Genomic DNA, 17,470 nt, shown 5'->3' on the forward strand with positions numbered 1-17,470 from the left:
GCATCAGGCCCGGCCCAGAATTCCGGACTGCTCCTTCTATTGCATCCCCTGCGGCCGCCGGGGTCAATGGCGCAGGCGGGCTCCATGGTGGCGATTCGGCGCCGGAGGTTCTCAGGCCTGCGACAGGCCGGGTAGCTTGGGACTATGAGACTGAAAATGTGCAGCCTTCACGTCCAGGATCCGGCTGCGGCCCACACGTTCTACACCGAGACCCTCGGGTTTGAGACGCTGATGGCGATGCCCGAACACAACCTGTTCATCATCAAGGATCCGGGCGCCGATGCGGGTTCGGTGGGGCTGATGCTGGAGCCCAGTGACAACCCGATCGGCGCGGGCTACATGAACGCGGTGCACGACGCCGGGATGCCGGCCATCGTTTTCGGCGTTCCGGATGTTCAGGCCGAGTATGAGCGGCTGGTGGCTGCCGGAGTGAAGTTCAAGGGCGAACCGTCTGAGGATCCGTCCGGGATCAGCGCCGTGTTCGAGGATGGCTGCGGCAACTTCGTGCAGCTGCACCAGGACTGAACTGGCTCCACGCCGGAACGAACGGGCCCGAGCCTGCTACTCAGCCTTGGCGCGCGCCTGCTTGGCGTCTTTCTTCGCAGCGTCGTCCTTGACGCGCTGGGCTTCTGCGCGGACGGCGGCGTGGGTGGAGCGTTCGGTGACCAGCCAGGCCGGGGGAGCCTGCAGCAGCGCGGTGATTTCCGCCGTCGTCAGCGCTTCCTCAACGCCGCCACGGGCGAGGCCGCTGATGGAAACGTTAAGCTTCTGGGCAACTACCGGGCGGGGGTGCGGCCCGTTGCGGCGGAGCTCCGCGAGCCACTCCGGCGGGTTGGCCTGGAGTTCGGCGAAATCGGCGCGCGAGATGGTTGAATCCTGGAACTCCTGCGGTGTTGCCGGCAGGTAGATGCCGAGTTTCTTGGCAACGGTGGCCGGCTTCAGGGACTGGGAGTTTGCAGAGGTCATGCTTCAAGGGTATCCGGGCTGGCGGTACTGTGAAGACGTGCCCGCTGACAATGATTCCCCCCAGAACGCCGTGCCCTCCAACGACAGCCTCGCTGAATCGGCGGAGCAGGAGGCGCCGCGCGTGCTGCGCTTCGCCTATGTGGCAGGCGTGACGCCGGGGAAGTGGGTCCGCCGCTGGGAAGAGCGGGTGCTGGATATCCCGCTGCAGTCGTTTATGTCCGACGACGGCGCCCAACTGGATGTGCTGCGGAACGGTTCGGCGGACCTCAGCTTCGTCCGGCTTCCGGTGGAGCGCGAAGGCCTCAACGTGATTCCGCTGTATGAAGAGCAGCCCGTGGTGGTGGCGCCCAAGGGGCACGAGATTTCCGTGTTCGAGGAAGTGGCCCTGGCCGACCTGGGCGAGGAGACGTTCCTGGACGTCGCGGAACTGGGCGGACCGGAGATGGCCATGCAGGTGGTTGCTTCCGGCGCAGGCCTGGTGATCCTGCCAATGTCGGTGGCCCGGCACTTCAACGTCAAGGACACTGTGGCGCGGCGGCTCACGGGGGCTCCCGTCACGGAGATTGCGCTGGCCTGGCCGAGCGATTCCACGGACGAGATCATCGAGGAGTTCATCGGGATCGTCCGCGGCCGCACGGCACAGAGCTCGCGGCAGCCCTCCGCGCAGCAGGAGAAACCCAAAAAGGAACCGAAGCCTGACCGGCGCGGACCGGCCGTCAAGAAGCCCAAGGTGGCGCAGCGCTACGCGCCCAACCCGGACAAAGGCCGCGGCAAGGGCGCACGCAAAAAGGGCAAGCGCTAGGTCTCCGGCCACTGGCGGTCAGCCGCCAGCTCCCCGCACCTACGCGTAGTTCTCCGGAACCTAGGCCGTGCAGGCATCCTTGAGCGCCGTGACCGAGCCAGCCGGCACCTGGTCGCCGGCTTCGGCGATCTGCCCCAGCGGCGTCGTGATTTCAGCAGGAACACCCGCGGCGTCAGCCGCGGATACCAGTCCGCCCAGCAGTGCCTTGTCCTGGACGCTGACCAGCCCGTCCTCCACCATGGTGCAGACCTGGTTCCGCACCTCGTCGGCGGCTGCAGTGGCCACTTTCGAGGCGGCGTCGTTCGCAGCGTTTTCGGCGACTTCCTGAACTTGGCCGCAGCCCGTCAGGACGATCATGAGGGCGGCAGCGAACAGGGCGGCAAGGCGGACTTTCATGCAGCCACCCTAACAAGCGCGGCTGAACGGCAGCAGTCAGCGGGCTGCCCCACGGCACCTTCCGCGTCTTTCGAAAGCCCGCCACATCGGTAAGGAGACGAACCCCACGAGCCGGCTTCAGCTGGACAGAAGGAGGCTGTTGCCAGCGGACCTGGCTGGGGTGACGCTGGGTGATGACAAAAATACAGTCGGCAGCGAATCACTCGGGTCTCGATGTGGCGACAGTTGCCGCTGCGATCGAAGCGGAGCCGGACGGTGTTATTGCCCTGGACCCCGGTATGGCCGCGATCTGGGAGCTTGCAGCGTCGCTGTTGAAGGTCAGGGATAACGACGCCCATACGCTCTACGCTTTCGGTATTGCCGTCGCTTTGCTGGACACGCACCCGGAAGCGGACGCCGCCGTCGTGCTTCCGGCCATCATGCTCCACGACATCGGCTGGTCCCAAGTGCGGGCGTCGGAAGTCCTGCAGGCGATCGCACCCGGCGGTGGCCGGCCGGACCTGGTGCTGCTGCATGAGAAGGAAGGGCCCCGTCTTGCCGCCGGAATCCTGGCGGAGGCCGGCTACGACCCCACGAAGGTCCCGGCGAGTCTGGACATCATTGACGGTCACGACTCCCGCAGGGAAGCGCTCTCCCTCGAAGATGCAATTGTGAAAGATGCTGACAAAACGTGGCGGCTCAGCCCGCATGGCATCGACACCGTCATGGACTGGTTTGGGTTGGACCGGGAACAGGCGCTGCGGCTGTGCAGGTAGCGCGTCCACGGCCACTTGTTTACCGCCGAGGCAAGGTCTATGGCAAGGGCGCTGTCTGCCCACCCGGGCACCTCGAGTTCGTCCGCACCCATGCCTGCCGGCCCGCCCTACTCTTCGTGGACTTCCGTCTGCTTTTCCTCAGAGCGGTCCAGGTAGGCGAGCAGCAGTTCGGCGGCCCGGTCCAGCTCGTTGGCCTCCAAGGCAACACAGATCTCCTCGTTGTCCTCGAGGTACCGGCTGTAGAAGTGCCCGTCCAGGGTGGCCTTGTGGAAGAACAGCCGCATCTCGGCCAGCACCTGGGACATGATGGTGTTCAGCCGGCGGCTCCCCGCCAGGGCCACGATGGCGCCGTGAAAGTGCTGGTTTGCAGTACCCAGCCCCTCGTCGTCATTCGCCGCGGCCGCCCGCTTCCCTTCCTCCACCGCCGCCCGGACGGCGGCTACAGCCTCGGGGCTGCCCCCGCCGCGGATGGCGCTGACCTCCACCGACCGCCGGACCGTGTAGACGTCGTGGACATCGCCCGGTTCCAGGCTGGCCACAAAGACGCCGCGGTTGGGATGCCGGACCACCAGCCGTTCACTGGCGAGCTCGGCAAAGGCCTCACGCACCGTGTTGCGGGAGACGCCCAAATCCTCGGCGAGCGTTGACTCGGTCAGCCGCGCGCCGGGGAGCAGGATGCCTTCTGCCAGCTGTAGACGGAGCTCGTCAGCCACCCGGTCGGCCACCGATGGCATGGCGACGCGGAGCCTCGCTGCTGCGCGGGACGTCTCTTTCCGTGGTGCTTCAGAAGTGGCCATACTCCAGAATTTACACGATCGTCACATCGCCGAATCGAAGGATTGTTGAACAATTGTTACATTGGTGCATTCTAGTAAGAGCAAACGCATGAGACGAGGATCACAATGGTGTACATGGACCTGGACAGCGACGTAGGCGAGTCCTTCGGTCACTGGACTTTGGGCGACGACACAGCGATTTTCCGGTCCGTGTCCAGCGCCAATGTGGCCTGCGGGGTCCATGCAGGTGATCCCACGGTCATCAGGCGCACCTGCCGCGAAGCCGTGGCTGCCGGGGTGACCATCGGCGCCCACGTGGGGTACCGCGATCTCGCCGGATTCGGCCGCCGCTTTGTGGTCCGCTACGTGAAGCCGCACGGCGGCCTGTACAACGCGATCGTCTCGCACACTGCCCAGGCACGCGCCGTCGTCTACGCCGTCAAGTCGGTCGATCCGGACCTGCCCATCCTCGGCCTGCCCGGTTCGGACGTGCTACGTCCTGCGGATGGCCACCGACTCCGCCGTCCGCACCGTGGACGGCTCCATCCTGAAAATCGATGCAGACAGCATCTGCGTCCATGGCGATTTCCCCAGGGCCGTTCCCATGGCTGTCGGAGTGAAGGCTGCGCTTTCCGACGCCGGCATCGCCATCAGGGCGTTCGCCTAACCGCGTCACCACACCCGGTCACGGCGCCCCGGAGTCACCGGCTCCAGCTCGCGGCACACACCCCAATCAGCATGCAGGCAGCACCACCGCACACCTGAAGGAACACCATGACTACACACCACACCGCCGCCCGCACCGGCCGAAAAATCCCACCCGGCGCACTGAAGGCCTACATTGCCAGCCTCACCGGCACCTCGCTGGAGTACTACGACTTCGCTATCTACTCCGTGGCGTCGGCCCTGGTCTTCCCCAAGATCTTCTTTCCGGGCAATGACGAGTTCGTGGGCCTTCTGCTCTCCTTCTCCGCCTTTGCTGTGGGTTACTTGGCGCGCCCCATCGGCGGTGTGATCTTCGGCCGCCTGGGCGACAAGATCGGCCGCAAGCAGGTCCTGGTGGTCACCCTGGTGCTGATCGGGGTGGCCACCGTGCTCATCGGTGCACTGCCGGATTACTCGGTCATCGGCGTCGCAGCCCCCACGCTCCTGGTGCTCTTGCGCCTGGCTCAAGGCATCGGCGTCGGCGGCGAATGGGGCGGCGCGGTCCTGCTGTCCAGCGAATTCGGCGACGCGCACAAGCGCGGTTTCTGGTCCTCCGCAGCACAGATCGGCCCGCCCGCCGGCAACCTGATGGCCAACGGCGTCCTGGCCGTGCTCGCAGCAACTCTCAGCACCGACGCCTTCCTCTCCTGGGGCTGGCGTGTTGCCTTCCTGGCCTCGGCGCTGCTGGTGGTCTTCGGCCTCATCATCCGCCTGAAGCTGGAAGAAACACCGGTGTTCAAGGCCATCAAGGCCCACGGCGAACAGCCCAAGGCTCCCATCAAGGATGTTTTCACCAAGGAACCGCGGGCCCTCATTGCCGCTGCCCTGGCCCGCGTCTGCCCGGACGTCCTCTACGCCCTGTTCACCGTATTCGTGGCGGTCTACGCCACGAAGGAACTGGGCATGACCACGGGCAACGTCCTCACGGCCATCCTCATCGGTTCGGCCTTCCAGCTGTTCCTGATCCCCCTGGCCGGTGCCGTCACGGACCGGTTCAACCGCCGCCTCGTTTACGGCATCGCAGCTGTAGGCACCGCACTTTACATCCCGCTGTTCTTCCTTATGGTCGAGGGCAAGTCTGTGCTGATGCTGACCATCGGTGTCGTGATCGGCCTGGCCTTCCACGCCTTCATGTACGGTCCCCAGGCCGCCTACATCACCGAGCAGTTCCCGGCCCGGCTGCGCTACGCGGGCAGCTCGCTTGCCTACACCCTGGCCGGCGTGATCGGCGGTGCCGTGGCACCGCTGATTTTCACCGCCCTCTATGCGGCCTCCGGTGACTGGGTCCTCATCGCGGTTTACCTCCTGGTGGCCTCTGCGGTCACCGTCGTAGGACTGGCCCTGGGCCGGAACCCGCAGACGGCTGAGGAAGACCGCCTCCTGCACGACACCCCCGCCACAGCCTGACGTTCCTTCCGGCCATCAGGCGACCAGACCAAACCAGTGATTGAGGCAGCCATGGAAACCCAGACCGTGCACAGGGTCCTCTCGGTGCTACCTGTGGGAACGCGGACGGTGCTCGCGGAGCTCGCCGGAACCCAGGACGTGCTGGCCCTGCAGGCCCGGCTTCTGGAATCGCCACTCCCCGGTCAGGTGGACGTGCTGGCGGCCGCGCAGACCGTCATGGTCCGCGCGGACTCGCCCGCGGCTGCCCGCCGGATCGGTGCGCTCCTGCCGGACCTCGACCTGACCGCCGCGGCTGCACACGAGGGCGGCCTGGTGTTCATCGATACCGTGTACGACGGCGAGGACCTCGCCGAAGTGGGGCGGTTCACCGGCCTCGGAACCGACCGCGTCATCGAGACCCACACCGGACAGGTCTGGACGGTGGCATTCAGCGGGTTCGCGCCGGGATTCGGCTACATGCTGGGGCAGAACCAGCTCCTGGAGGTGCCGCGCCGGAGCTCGCCGCGCACCGCCGTGCCGGCCGGGTCGGTGGCGCTGGCCGGCAATTATTCGGCGGTGTATCCGCGCAAATCGCCCGGCGGCTGGCAGCTGATCGGCCGCACTGGGGCCCGCATGTGGGACCTCAACCGGGCCGAACCTGCCCTGGCCAGCCCGGGCCACCGCGTGCAGTTCCGCGCCGTCCGCGATGTGGTGACCATGGCGGAAGAGCCCGGGGCTTCCGCAACGGTGCCTGCCTCCCCGCAGGAGGTCGCCTCGGGCCTCCGGATCGTTTCACCCGGACTGCAGAGCCTCATCCAGGACCTCGGCCGCTACGGCCACTCGTCGCTGGGCGTCTCCGCCGCCGGTGCGTTGGACCGGGCTTCGCTGCGCCGGGCCAACCGGCTGGTGGGCAACGGCCCCTCGGCGGCAGCTATCGAAACCGTTGCCGGCGGACTCAGGATCCAGGCCGTTGGGGACCAGGTCCTGGCCGTCGCCGGGGCGACGTCGGCACTGACTGTTGACCCGCCGTCGGACGCTGAATCCGGTGCTGACTCCGAAGCGCAGGCACGCCCGCGCACCGTCCCCGTGGCTACCCCGTTTGCCCTGCTCGACGGCGAGATCCTGACCCTGGGTGCGCCGGCGTCAGGCTTCCGCAGCTACGTTGCCATCCGCGGCGGGGTGGATGCCGCGCCGGTGCTGGGCAGCCGGTCAACGGACACGATGTCCGGCATCGGCCCTGCGCCGTTGGCCGCCGGTCAACTCATCGCCGCCGGCGACGTCACCGAGTCCGGCGTGGTGGGCACCCCAGAACTCCAGCCGGACTTCCCCGGCGAGGGTGTCACGGTGCTGGACATCGTCCCGGGCCCGCGGGCTGACTGGTTCGACGAGGCTGGTTTGGAGTCCCTGTGCGGGCAGGACTGGGTGGTGAAGCCCCAATCGAACCGGGTGGGCATGCGGCTGGACGGCACGCCCCTGCAACGCAGCCGGCCCGGCGAACTGCCCAGCGAGGGCACGGTGGCCGGCGCCATCCAGGTCCCGCCCGAAGGCCTCCCGGTCCTGTTCCTCGCCGACCACCCAATCACGGGCGGCTACCCGGTAATCGGGGTTGTGGTGGACCACCAGCTGGACCTTGCCGGCCAGGTGCCGATCGGCGGCAGCATCCGCTTCCGCCGAGTTCCTGAACAGACTGCCCACGAGCAGACTTCCCAAGAAAAAGTGAGTAACTGATGCGCAAGGTCCTGATCGCCAACCGCGGTGAAATCGCCGTCCGGATTGCCCGCGCCGGCGCGGACGCCATCCACCCCGGCTAGGGCTTCCTCTCCGAGAACGCCGACTTCGCCCAGGCAGCGCTCGAATCCGGGCTCGACTGGATCGGGCCCACCCCCGAAGCCATCCGGCAGCTGGGCAACAAGATCACCGGCCGCGAAATCGCCGTCCGCGCCGGGGCGCCACTCGTGGCCGGGAGTGACGGGACTGTGGAATCCGCCACGGAGGCCCGCGCCTTCCGGACGAACATGGCCTGCCGATCGCCCTTAAGGCAGCCTTCGGCGGCGGGGGGCTACCTTGACCGGACCGCCAGCATCCTGGCGGATTCGGAGTTCGGTACATCCGGTCCGGACCGGAGCTGCGCACCATCACGGTGGAGGTTGACGGCCGCCGCCTCGCCGTGGGTCTTCCGAGGAACCGTGACGGGTATCCGGGCGGAAGCAGGCGGGATGGTGAGCGCCGGGGCAGTGCTGGCATTGATCGGCTAGCAGTCCGGCCTGGCGCGGCTCCGGCATGAGGGTCCGGCCGGATGACGCCAACCGGCCGGACCCTCCTTCGTTCTGTGGTGTGGCTCTAGTCCACGTGCTTTGCGAGTGCCACCAGAACGCCGGCGATGGCAAAGTGCTTGTTGCTGCCGAGGTCGCGGACGGTTTTAATGCCCATGCCGGCAAGGATCTCGTCATGCTTGGCCGTGAGTCCGGCCAGGGCGGAAGGCGGGGCATCCAGGACTTCGGCAAGGCTCTTGTTCTCGTAGTCCTTGTCGAGTTTTTTGCCCAGCTCGATTGAAACAGCCATTGATCATCCTTTGCTCGAACGAAACATCAGACACAACCCGAAGGCTACGTTGCCACCGGATCCGGGGACGCCGGGAACTCCCGGACCCCATTGGCTACGCTATCCCAGGCCTACGCGCTGGTGGGGCCCTTTTTAGCAATTCTTTGGTCATTCTTGCGCCAAGGGCCGATGCCCCGACCCGCCACTTCAGTCAACATCACGACGTCATTCAATTTTCATGTCAGGGTGACTGCAGGGATTTGCAGTTGACAGGACGCGTTGCGCTCGTAGTCGGAGGAACCGGGGTGATTGGCGGCGCAGTGGTGGAGCGACTTCGTGCGGAGGGTGCCGTTGCCGTGGCTGCGTCGCGCAGCGGGCGCGCGGGTCTTGTCCTGGACGCCCGCGACGATGCCTCCGTCGGTGCGGGGATCTCCACGCTGCTCGAAGAGCATGTGCGGCAAGTAGGTTAGAAAATGTCCGACGCTAACGCGCCCCCCAATCCCCCGGCTCAACACGCCCGCCTACCGCCGCCAGAATCGCCTGGCCCAACTCATGCGGTTTGGTGAACTGGGGCCAGTGCCCGGTGGGCAAGTCCACGTAATCGACGTCGCCGATACGGGCCAGTTCCGCGGTGAAGGGGTGGCCGGCGTCGATCCATTCCCTGAGAAGCGACGACGGGAATTCGCACGCGATCACGGTGGCGGGGACGTCGTAGCGGCGGACGTCGTGCAGGCGCTGTTTACCGTAAGCCACACCCTTGGGTTCGGGGATGGCGCGGGCCCGGAACGATGCGCGCAGCTCGTCGGTCAGGTCCACGAGGTCGGCGTCCTCGAAGCCCTCCCACGGAGGCAGGGGCACGTCGTCGCCGTCGGCCGGCAGTTCATTGTTGATCACGTCACCCTCGCCCAGGGGCCCGCTGTCCACGTAAATATTCCGGGCAATGCGGTCCGGCCGCTCATCCGCCACGCCATGAATGATCGCGCCACCGCCGGAGTGCCCCACCAGGACAACCTTCCCGTCCAGGCCGTCCAGAACGTTGACGACGGCGGCAATGTGCTCCTGCAGCGTGATGCCCGCCCGGGGCGCGTCCACGGATTCAAGACCCGGCAGGGTGACGGGATGGATGGTGTGCCCCGCCGCCTCCAGCGCAGGCGTGACCTGCTCCCACGATGACGCGTCCAGCCAGAAACCGGGTACCAGGATGATGTCCATGACGGAACCCTACCCCGTGGCACCTGCCCCAAGTAAGGCACCGGAAATGGTGCCCGGCAACGCCGGGGCGGTCAGGCCGCCGTCGCGCATTACCGCCACCGCGTCCGTCAGCGGGACAAACTCGGTGTCGTGCGTGACCATCACGGTGGCCACCTGAAATTCGTCGGTGACCCGCCGCAGCAGCCCCACGATCGAGGCGCTGCGCTCATGGTCCAGCGCCGCCGTCGGCTCATCCACCAGCAGCACCCGGGGATCACCCATCAGCGCGCGGGCGATGTTCACCCGCTGCCGCTGCCCGCCCGACAGCTGGTGTGGCCGCCTGTCCGCGGAGGGGCCCAGCCCCACGAGGCCCAACAGCTCGAGGGCCCTGGCGCGTGCGGCTTTCAGCGGCATGCCGCGCAGGTGGTGGGCAAGCATCAACTGCTCGACGGCGGTGAGCGACGCCAACAGGTTGGGCTGCTGGAAGATGATGCCCACCTTCTCCCGGCGCAGCGCGGTTAGTTCCGCGTCCTTCAGATCCGCCGTCGGGATCCCGTCGATCACCACCTGCCCGGACGTCGGGCGGACCAAAGTCGCGGCTACGGCGAGGAGGCTGGACTTGCCTGAGCCGGACGGCCCCACCAGCGAGACCATTCGGCCCGCCGAAACGGACACGCTGACGCTATTCAGGGCTTTGATGGTTCCGCCTCCGTCCGGGTACTCGAGGGTGACGTCATCCAGTGTCAGCGGGAAAGCAGCGCCGGCAGGGGCGGGGGGTGTATCGGTCAAAGGGGAGATAGACATAGAGGGGCCTTTCGGGGGTAGGGAGGGAGTTCAGTTGCCGCCGAGGGCGATCAGCGGATCCACTGTGGTGACCCGCCGGACTGCCAGTGCGGCGCCAGCCAGGCCGAGGGCAACGATCCCCAGCACGGGAAGCAGTGTGGTTTCGGGCGTGACGAGGAAGGGTGCGGCCTGCGCCGCCGCGAAACCGCCCAGGACGCCGATCGCCCCTCCCAGTCCCGCACCGGCCACAAGCACAATGGCCGCCTGGGTCATCGCATCCCGCAGCACGTAGCCTCCGGACGCGCCCATCGCCTTGAGGACGGCGATGTCCCGCGTCCGCTGGACGGTCCACACCGTCAGGAACGCCACGATCACCAGCGCCGAAATCCCATACAGGAAGGCCTGCATCAGCATGAGGGACCCGTTCTCACTTTTGAAGGAACCCAGCGCCTGGAACGATCCTGTGCGGCTGGCGCTGACCGTGCCCGCCGCCGCGTTCGCGGCGTCCTCGTCCACCACCGCACCCTCCTGATAAGTGACCGCGATTACTGTCGCCACGGGGGGATTGCCCGGCGCGCTGCCCGGGGAGCTGCCGCCCGCCGGCGACAGGTGCGCCACCTCAGCCCAGGACGGCAGTGCCGTCCACACCACGCCGGTGTGCGAATACCACTGGTCGGCCACGACGGCGGCAACGGTCAGGTCGGTGCCACCCACCGTGGCGGTAGCGCCGACGTCGAGCGCCAGGTCCGTGGCGACAGTCGAGCCGATCACCACTGTCCCCGCCCGGACCGGTGCGGGTGCCAGCTGCCCTGCCTCGGCAACGCCGAACACCGCCACGTTGGTGGTGCCGCCGTCGCCCGCCAAGAGGCGCGACTGGCTGATGCCCAAAGGCTCGGCCGTGGCCACCCCCGGGACGTGCTGCCAGCTGTCCACTTGGGCCGCGGTCACCTCACTTTCGGTGAAGGACGCCGTCGGCTGGTTCGTCCCGGGTGCACCAAAAACGACGCGGTCCACCGGCCTGAAGCCGTCGCCGGACCCGCTCCCGGACCCGGCGCCCACTTGCCCGGCGCCGAGCTTCCCGATCGCGGAGGTGGACTGGTCGCCCAGGCCGGCGGTCAGCCCGGACAGCAGGACCAGCAGCAGCGTCACCAGGGCCACCACACCGCCCATCAGGGCGAACCGGCCTTTAGCGAACCGGATGTCACGTATAGCGAGAAACACGTTGTACTTCCTTCAGTGGGGGTGGAATTCCTTCTGAATCCACTCTCCTGCGTGCCGCCGCTGCCTACATCGGGCACGTGGTTGAGTTCCGCGGGGCAAACGGTTGAGCGGCCGGTCAACCGTTTGATTGATCCGTACGCGCGCCCCGGCGCCTAAGCTGGTGAAATGCCAGCCGCGGACCCACAGACCACCCCGTCCGGGGCTGCCATCCTGCGGTTCCTGCGGGTGACGCTGCATACCGGCTTCGCCGGCCTGCTGCTGGTCGCCATTCTGCGGCTCCACTTCGCGGCGGGCGCTCCTGACGGCGGAACCCCGGCGGGTGCGCTGCGCTTCGCCTGGTCCGCGCTCGCCGTCGCCCTGGCCGTGGTGTACCTCGCCGGCACCTTGCTGGAGAAGCGGTACGACGCCGGCCGCTCATCTTTCAATCCGCACCCTTACGCAGTCCTGTGGCTCGGGCTGGTCACCGCACTGTGGGGCATCCTGCTCGCCGGCAGCGCCGAGTTCTCCTGGGTCGCCTTTCCGCTGTTTTTCCTGCACCTGCACGTGTTGCCCCGCCGCTTTGCCCTAGTTACCATCGCCGTAATGACGACGGCTGTGGTGGCCTCGCAGTGGGTGGCCAGCGGACTGTCTGCGCCCACCTTGCCCATGGTCCTGGGGCCGGCCCTGGGTGCCGGGTTCGCGGTGGTCACCGGGCTGGCTTACCGCGCCCTCTACCTTGAGGGGGAGGCCCAGCGGCTGGCCGCGGACGAGCTCCGGCGGACCCGGGCCGAGCTGGCCCGGACCCAGCACGAAGCCGGCGTGGTGGCCGAGCGTGAACGCCTCGCCCGCGAAATCCATGACACCCTGGCGCAGGGCCTCTCGAGCATCGTCCTCGTGGCCCGCGCGGCCGAGAAGTCCCTGGCCAGCGGCGATCTTGCCGCCGCGGCCGAACGGTTCGCACTGGTCCAGCAGACGGCCTCGGAAAACCTGTCCGAGGCCCGCAGCTTCGTCCGGGGGCTCACAGCACCCCGGCTTCAGGAATCCTCGCTGCCCGAAAGCCTGCAGCGGCTCTGCGGCGAAACCGAAACCCTGGCCGCCGCACGCGGCGAGGGACTCCGCTGCCGGTTCGAGCTGGTGGGCCATCCGGCGGAACTCCCGCCGCAGTACAGCGTCACGCTGCTCCGTGCCGCCCAGGCCAGCCTCGCCAACGTGCGGCTCCACGCGAAGGCTCGCACCGCCGTCGTCACCCTCGCGTTCCTCGGGGACGAGGTCACTTTGGACGTGTACGACGACGGCACGGGCTTTGCGCCCGAAGCCTCGGGGCCCGGCGTGGCTGCTCGCGCGGACGGCAGCGGCTTCGGTCTGCGCTCGCTGGCTGCCCGGGTGGCGGAACTGAACGGTTCACTGGAGGTCGAATCGGCACCGGGGGAGGGGACCGTCGTCGCGGTCCGGCTGCCGCTTACCGGTCCGGCCGGGGAGCGGCGCTGATGGGGACGCTGCAAATTTTGCTCGTGGACGACCACCCCGTGGTCCGTGCCGGACTGCGCGCCATGCTCACCGAATTCGAAGACTTCAGTGTGGCCGCCGAGGCTGCCGACGGGGACGCCGCGCTGCGCGAGCTCACCCGGCTTCGGGCCCTGGGGGAGCGCGTGGATGTGGTGCTGATGGACCTGCAGATGGGCGCGGGAATGGACGGCGTCACTGCGACGGCGGCCATCCGGAAACTGGATGCCGCGCCGCCGGTCCTGATCCTCACCACGTATGACACCGAGGCGGACATCCTGGCCGCGGTGGAGGCCGGCGCCAGCGGCTACATGCTAAAGGACGCGCCGCCCGAGCAGATCCGCCAGGCCGTGCTGTCCGCGGCGGCCGGCCAGACGGCGCTGGCCCCCAAGGTGGCGGCGCTGCTGATGCGGCGGATCAGCAGCCCGGAAACTGCACTGACTCCCCGCGAGGTGGAACTGCTGGAACTGCTGGCCACCGGCCTGACCAACCGCGCCATTGCAAGGCAGCTCTTCATTTCCGAGGCCACGGTCAAGACCCACCTGGTGCATATTTACGGCAAGCTCGGCGTCGATAATCGGACGTCCGCGATCGCCCTCGCCGCCCAGCGACGGATCATCCGCACGCCGGGTTCCTAACCCCCGCCCCCGAGTTTTTGGGCAGATACCGGCCCCTGGATAGCCCTAAAAGCGGATTATGTGGACAAAAACTCCGGGGGTAGGGATGTTTTTGTGCCGGGCAGTAAATTGTCCGACGGCGGTGCGATACTGGGGGTTGCATCAGCCTGCGGACGGGGGAACGTCGGAAATGGTTTTGGATACAGCGACGCTGCGGGTCGCCTTCGGCGTCATGGCCCTGGTGCTCGGGCTGCTGTTCTACTTTTCGTCCTACCGCACCACCCGCTCACCGTACAGCGGCTGGTGGTGCCTCGCGCTGGTGTTCTTCCTGGCCGGATCCGCAGCCTTCCTCCTCGACGGAACACGCCAGCAGTGGTGGGCTAACCCGGTGGGCAACGTCCTGCTGGTCCACGGCGGTGTGGCGGTCTGGGCAGGCGCCAGATCCCTCCGGGAAATCCCGCCGCGGCGGTGGCTATTCACCGCGGTGCCCCTGGTAACACTCGTGGCGTCCGCACTCGATAACCCCGCCACTAACACGTGGTCCGGCGGCCCGGTTTTCCTCGCCGGGATGTGCCTGACGCTGGGACTCGCATCGCAGGAACTCTGGCGGCTGGAACCAGGCTATTCGCGGGTACGGGTGCCGATGGCCGCGGCGGCCGCGGCGATATCCGCGTTCTATTTCGGCAGGCTCGTGTTCTTCCTGCTGGATGGCCAGGACGGACCCATTTTTGTGACGTACTTCGGGTCAGAGGTGACCACCATGGTCACCATGGTCCTGTTGGTGGTGGTGTCCTTCAGTATGGCCGGGCTCAGCACCGAACAGCAGACCCGCGCCCTGCGCATGGTGGCCACCCGCGACGACCTCACCGGGCTGCTCAACCGCAAAGCGTTCTTTGACCTAGCCGCCGGCCTGCTGAAAGACCGCGCCGTCACGCAGGGAGCAGGCGCCCTGATCCTTGCGGACCTGGACCATTTCAAGGTGGTCAACGACACCCACGGCCATGCCGCCGGCGACGTCGCTCTGCAGGCCTTCGCCGAAGCGTGCAAGGAGACCGTACGCAGCACTGACCTCGTGGGGCGGTACGGCGGGGAAGAGTTCGTTCTGCTGATTCCGGGCTCCTCCTCCGCGCGGGCCGAACATATAGCGCAGGAGATCAGCCGGCGCCTCGCTCAGGCCCCCACCGCAGACGGACTCCACATGCCTACGGTCAGTTACGGTGTGGCGCTTTACGACGCGGGGACGTCCGATGTGGAAGATCTGATCGCCGCCGCTGACGAGGCTCTCTACGCGGCCAAGTCACAGGGCCGGAACCGTACCGTCCACAGCGACCGCCGCGGCTAGTCAGGCAATAAGCATGGCCCGGAGGCTCTGCGCTTCTGCACCCGGGTAAGACCGCGGCGATAAGGGTACATTACCGTGGAACGCATTGGAATCGTCGGCGGGGGCATTGTGGGGATGGCACTGGCACGGTCGCTCCTGCAGCGCGGACTCGGAACGTCACAGTCTTTGAGAAGGAGCATCGGCTTGCTGCATACCAGACCGGCCACAATTCGGGTGTTGTGCACGCAAGTCTCTACTGCACGGCGGGATCACTGAAGGCCCAGCTGTGTGTTTCCGGCCGCGCAGCACCCAAGGGAATACTGCCAGGAGAAAAAATCTGCCCTACCGCGAAATCGGCAAGCTGGTGGTGGCTGTGGATGACTCGGAGTTGCCTGCGTTGGCCGACATCGAAAAGCGGGCCCGGGCGAACGGCGCCCCTGACTTGGACCGGATCGATGACGTTGCGCGCCTGCGGGAAATCGAGCCCCACGCGGCAGGGGTTGCGGCCGCGCATTCACCGCATACCGCCGTCGTAGATTTTGCGGCGATTACCGAAGCGATGGCGCAGGACGTGCGGACTGCCAGCTGCACCATCCTGCTGGGTCAGGAGGTGCCAGCAAGAGCTGTGGACGGGGCAAAGGTGAGTGTCCGGACGGCGGTGTCCGAGCACGTCTTTGACCGGCTGATCGTCTGCGCGGGTCTGCAGTCCGACGTCGTTGCCCGCCTGAACGCGTTGCGGGTTAGTTCATCGGGCGTGTTCCTTTCCCATTTCGGGCTTGCATCAGCTGCCGTCGTCGATGAACTCTAGCAGCCACTCCGTGGCGTGCGGCTGCGGGCCGCAGCGTGAAAGTCCGCATCCCGGAGGTGGAGCTGAGACGGACGATCTCCCCCTCCAACAGCGTTGACTCAGGTCAGCCGAAGGACATTGCAAGGCGCGTTGGCCGCGTCCGGATCGGGTGTCGTCGAGTCACCGAAGCGGTCAGGCGGCTGAACCAGTGGGAGGATTCGGTGTCAGGGTCAACGGCCCGGTGGTGTCTAGGGCTCGACGAGCGTCAGAATTGTTTCCGGGCGGACGCCGTCGAATTTCATCGCATCGGCTACAGCTTCAGACTCCATTATTCGCTGGAACGTATCCATGTCGGGGACTTGGACGATTAGGCCTACACGGTGGGTGTTCGCCGGGTCGATGAACGTTCGAACCGTGATGCCCAGAGGCCCGAAGATTTCTTCCCGTTTTGGTGAGCTGAGCCAGTGCTCAACGTCGTCGACCTCGTGGAAGATCATTATTGTTGGCATCGTTGCCTCTGCTTTCTGAAGTTGCGTCAGGAGCCGGATTGGAGAGGGACCGCGTTAGGACATCGTGATCACGCTGAACGTACCATGGCCTCGATTGTAGCGATAGGGAAGCGAAACTGCGGTGTGGCCCCTCACCAGCCGGCCAGCCCAGAAGACAGTGAAGGTACCAGCTGGCTGCGGAATGCAGTTCGCAGCAGGGCGTGGACGCGCCAGTGTCAACGCTGTTTCCGGGGGCCTGCGCATGGGTCACGGTGAAAGTAACGTAACTCGGGTGGATATGCAGCTCCAGTTTGCCTGTCATCGGATGTGACGGTGCTGATCAACAACGCCGGTGCGAACCCGCTTAGCTCGAGCCTGCTGGACATCACCGAGGCCGAGATCCAACAGAACATGGAGACGAACTTCTTCGGCCCCGTGCTCCTCGCCCGCGCGTTCGCCCCGATACTCGCGGCGGCGCCGAACCCGGTCCTGGTTGACGTACACTCCGTGGCGAGCTGGTACGCGTTCGGCGGGGTCTACAGTGCGTCCAAGGCGGCGCTGTGGTCGGCGACGAACTCCTTCCGGCTTGAGCTGGCACCGCAGGGCGTTCACGTGGCCGGCGTACACATGGGCTACGTCGACACCGCAATGGCCGCGCACGCCGGCGGGCCCAAGATGACCCCCGCTGACCTTGTTCAGGCCGTGTACACCGCGGTCGAGGCGGGTGCGTACGCGGTTATCACCGACGCCACCCAACGCGTAGCTGACAGTCTGATGGCGTCGCGGACCCTATCTCGGGAGGTCCGCGACGCGATCAGTTATATGGCGAACTCTGCTCGGTGTCGAGAAACGGTCGTGGAGTCCATCGATATAGACGACAAAACGGGGATTCTGGTCGCCTCTGTCAGGCCGACAGGCTCGATGCGGAACCGGTGCGGGATCTGCCGCCGCCGTTGCCCGAAATACGACCAGGGCAAGGGCCGACGCCGCTGGCGGGCACCGGACGCCGGGGCCATCCGAATCGAGTTGGAAGCCGACGCCCCGAGGGTGGCCTGCCGGGTCCACCGCGTGACCGTGGCTGCCGTGCCGTGGGCCCGGCATCAGGCCGGCCGCCCCATCTTTTCGACGCGCAGGCCGCCTGGCTGGCCACGCAAACGTCCAAGACCGCCATCACGGAGCTGATGCGGATCGCCGGGCGCACGGTCGGCGCGATCCTCACCCGGGTCTGGATGGTTTGATTCAAACCATCGATT

18 protein-coding genes and 4 pseudogenes are annotated in these 17,470 nt (G+C 66.8%); 14 read left to right on the top strand and 8 right to left on the bottom strand.

Annotated elements, in window-relative coordinates; genetic code table 11:
- Window positions 1-144 precede the first annotated feature (144 nt).
- The gene (locus ABIB27_RS06265) at window positions 145-525 is read left to right on the top strand and encodes a VOC family protein (RefSeq protein ID WP_354253686.1); all 381 of its coding nucleotides are present in this window, start codon (window positions 145-147) and stop codon (window positions 523-525) included.
- 36 nt (window positions 526-561) lie between these two features.
- Here ABIB27_RS06265 and ABIB27_RS06270 read toward each other — a convergent pair whose 3' ends face one another.
- Window positions 562-966 (bottom strand): DUF5997 family protein, encoded by a 405-nt coding sequence (locus ABIB27_RS06270; protein WP_354217300.1) that lies wholly within the window; start codon window positions 964-966, stop codon window positions 562-564.
- Here ABIB27_RS06270 and ABIB27_RS06275 point away from each other — a divergent pair.
- The gene (locus tag ABIB27_RS06275; protein ID WP_502909128.1) at window positions 965-1,768 is read left to right on the top strand and encodes a LysR family substrate-binding domain-containing protein; all 804 of its coding nucleotides are present in this window, start codon (window positions 965-967) and stop codon (window positions 1,766-1,768) included. The genes ABIB27_RS06270 and ABIB27_RS06275 overlap by 2 nt on opposite strands.
- 60 nt (window positions 1,769-1,828) lie before the next feature.
- Here ABIB27_RS06275 and ABIB27_RS06280 read toward each other — a convergent pair whose 3' ends face one another.
- Window positions 1,829-2,164: a hypothetical protein gene (locus ABIB27_RS06280; RefSeq protein ID WP_354217302.1), complete on the bottom strand. Its 336-nt coding sequence runs from the start codon at window positions 2,162-2,164 to the stop codon at window positions 1,829-1,831.
- 173 nt (window positions 2,165-2,337) lie between these two features.
- On the opposite strand from ABIB27_RS06280, the gene ABIB27_RS06285 reads away from it, so the two are divergent.
- The gene (locus tag ABIB27_RS06285) at window positions 2,338-2,919 is read left to right on the top strand and encodes an HD domain-containing protein (protein WP_354253688.1); all 582 of its coding nucleotides are present in this window, start codon (window positions 2,338-2,340) and stop codon (window positions 2,917-2,919) included.
- 107 nt (window positions 2,920-3,026) lie between these two features.
- Here the strand turns inward: ABIB27_RS06285 and ABIB27_RS06290 are convergent, their stop codons facing one another.
- A complete protein-coding gene (locus ABIB27_RS06290) occupies window positions 3,027-3,716 on the bottom strand; it encodes a GntR family transcriptional regulator (RefSeq protein ID WP_354217304.1) in 690 nt (229 codons plus the stop codon).
- 105 nt (window positions 3,717-3,821) lie between these two features.
- Between ABIB27_RS06290 and ABIB27_RS06295 the strand changes: the two are divergent.
- From ABIB27_RS06295 to ABIB27_RS06310, 4 genes and pseudogenes are all read left to right on the top strand, one after another.
- Window positions 3,822-4,362: pseudogene (locus ABIB27_RS06295) on the top strand (LamB/YcsF family protein).
- 107 nt (window positions 4,363-4,469) lie between these two features.
- Window positions 4,470-5,807, top strand: coding sequence for an MFS transporter (locus tag ABIB27_RS06300; RefSeq protein WP_354217305.1), 1,338 nt, complete (start codon window positions 4,470-4,472; stop codon window positions 5,805-5,807).
- 51 nt (window positions 5,808-5,858) lie between these two features.
- Window positions 5,859-7,514, top strand: a complete 1,656-nt coding sequence (locus ABIB27_RS06305) for a 5-oxoprolinase subunit B/C family protein (protein ID WP_354217306.1) — start codon at window positions 5,859-5,861, stop codon at window positions 7,512-7,514.
- Window positions 7,514-7,845: pseudogene (locus ABIB27_RS06310) on the top strand (biotin carboxylase N-terminal domain-containing protein); the annotation flags it as partial. The gene ABIB27_RS06305 and the pseudogene ABIB27_RS06310, both read left to right, overlap by 1 nt.
- A 281-nt stretch (window positions 7,846-8,126) precedes the next feature.
- Here the strand turns inward: ABIB27_RS06310 and ABIB27_RS06315 are convergent.
- Window positions 8,127-8,348, bottom strand: a complete 222-nt coding sequence (locus ABIB27_RS06315) for a hypothetical protein (RefSeq protein ID WP_354217307.1) — start codon at window positions 8,346-8,348, stop codon at window positions 8,127-8,129.
- Between the two features lie 245 nt (window positions 8,349-8,593).
- Here ABIB27_RS06315 and ABIB27_RS06320 point away from each other — a divergent pair, with 245 nt between their 5' ends.
- Window positions 8,594-8,797 (top strand): hypothetical protein, encoded by a 204-nt coding sequence (locus tag ABIB27_RS06320; protein WP_354253689.1) that lies wholly within the window; start codon window positions 8,594-8,596, stop codon window positions 8,795-8,797.
- 13 nt (window positions 8,798-8,810) lie between these two features.
- Here ABIB27_RS06320 and ABIB27_RS06325 read toward each other — a convergent pair whose 3' ends face one another.
- The 3 genes from ABIB27_RS06325 to ABIB27_RS06335 are packed head-to-tail and all read right to left on the bottom strand — an operon-like array spanning window position 8,811 to window position 11,522.
- The gene (locus ABIB27_RS06325; RefSeq protein WP_354253690.1) at window positions 8,811-9,539 is read right to left on the bottom strand and encodes an alpha/beta fold hydrolase; all 729 of its coding nucleotides are present in this window, start codon (window positions 9,537-9,539) and stop codon (window positions 8,811-8,813) included.
- Between the two features lie 9 nt (window positions 9,540-9,548).
- Window positions 9,549-10,322, bottom strand: a complete 774-nt coding sequence (locus ABIB27_RS06330) for an ABC transporter ATP-binding protein (RefSeq protein ID WP_354253691.1) — start codon at window positions 10,320-10,322, stop codon at window positions 9,549-9,551.
- A 30-nt stretch (window positions 10,323-10,352) separates the two neighbouring features.
- On the bottom strand, window positions 10,353-11,522 hold the full coding sequence (locus tag ABIB27_RS06335; RefSeq protein ID WP_354253692.1) for an ABC transporter permease: 1,170 nt from the start codon (window positions 11,520-11,522) through the stop codon (window positions 10,353-10,355).
- A 165-nt stretch (window positions 11,523-11,687) separates the two neighbouring features.
- Between ABIB27_RS06335 and ABIB27_RS06340 the strand changes: the two genes are divergently transcribed.
- From ABIB27_RS06340 to ABIB27_RS06355, 4 genes are all read left to right on the top strand, one after another.
- Window positions 11,688-12,989, top strand: a complete 1,302-nt coding sequence (locus ABIB27_RS06340; RefSeq protein WP_354253693.1) for a sensor histidine kinase — start codon at window positions 11,688-11,690, stop codon at window positions 12,987-12,989.
- Window positions 12,989-13,642, top strand: coding sequence for a response regulator (locus ABIB27_RS06345; RefSeq protein WP_354217313.1), 654 nt, complete (start codon window positions 12,989-12,991; stop codon window positions 13,640-13,642). The genes ABIB27_RS06340 and ABIB27_RS06345 overlap by 1 nt, the downstream gene beginning before the upstream one ends.
- A 169-nt stretch (window positions 13,643-13,811) precedes the next feature.
- Window positions 13,812-14,963 carry a GGDEF domain-containing protein gene (locus ABIB27_RS06350; protein ID WP_354217314.1) on the top strand — a complete coding sequence of 384 codons (1,152 nt, stop codon included), beginning with the start codon at window positions 13,812-13,814 and terminating at the stop codon, window positions 14,961-14,963.
- Between the two features lie 265 nt (window positions 14,964-15,228).
- The gene (locus ABIB27_RS06355; protein ID WP_354217315.1) at window positions 15,229-15,750 is read left to right on the top strand and encodes an FAD-dependent oxidoreductase; all 522 of its coding nucleotides are present in this window, start codon (window positions 15,229-15,231) and stop codon (window positions 15,748-15,750) included.
- 227 nt (window positions 15,751-15,977) lie between these two features.
- Here ABIB27_RS06355 and ABIB27_RS06360 read toward each other — a convergent pair whose 3' ends face one another.
- On the bottom strand, window positions 15,978-16,226 hold the full coding sequence (locus tag ABIB27_RS06360) for a hypothetical protein (protein ID WP_354253694.1): 249 nt from the start codon (window positions 16,224-16,226) through the stop codon (window positions 15,978-15,980).
- Window positions 16,227-16,550: 324 nt separating this feature from the next.
- On the opposite strand from ABIB27_RS06360, the pseudogene ABIB27_RS06365 reads away from it, so the two are divergent.
- Together ABIB27_RS06365 and ABIB27_RS06370 are read left to right on the top strand one after the other, a co-directional pair.
- Window positions 16,551-16,877 (top strand): annotated as a pseudogene (locus tag ABIB27_RS06365) (SDR family NAD(P)-dependent oxidoreductase); the annotation flags it as partial.
- 160 nt (window positions 16,878-17,037) lie between these two features.
- Window positions 17,038-17,446: pseudogene (locus tag ABIB27_RS06370) on the top strand (helix-turn-helix domain-containing protein); the annotation flags it as partial.
- Window positions 17,447-17,470: the final 24 nt, after the last annotated feature.

Origin of the sequence: Arthrobacter sp. UYEF21 (assembly GCF_040546085.1) — a bacterium.
Lineage (GTDB): Bacteria > Actinomycetota > Actinomycetes > Actinomycetales > Micrococcaceae > Arthrobacter.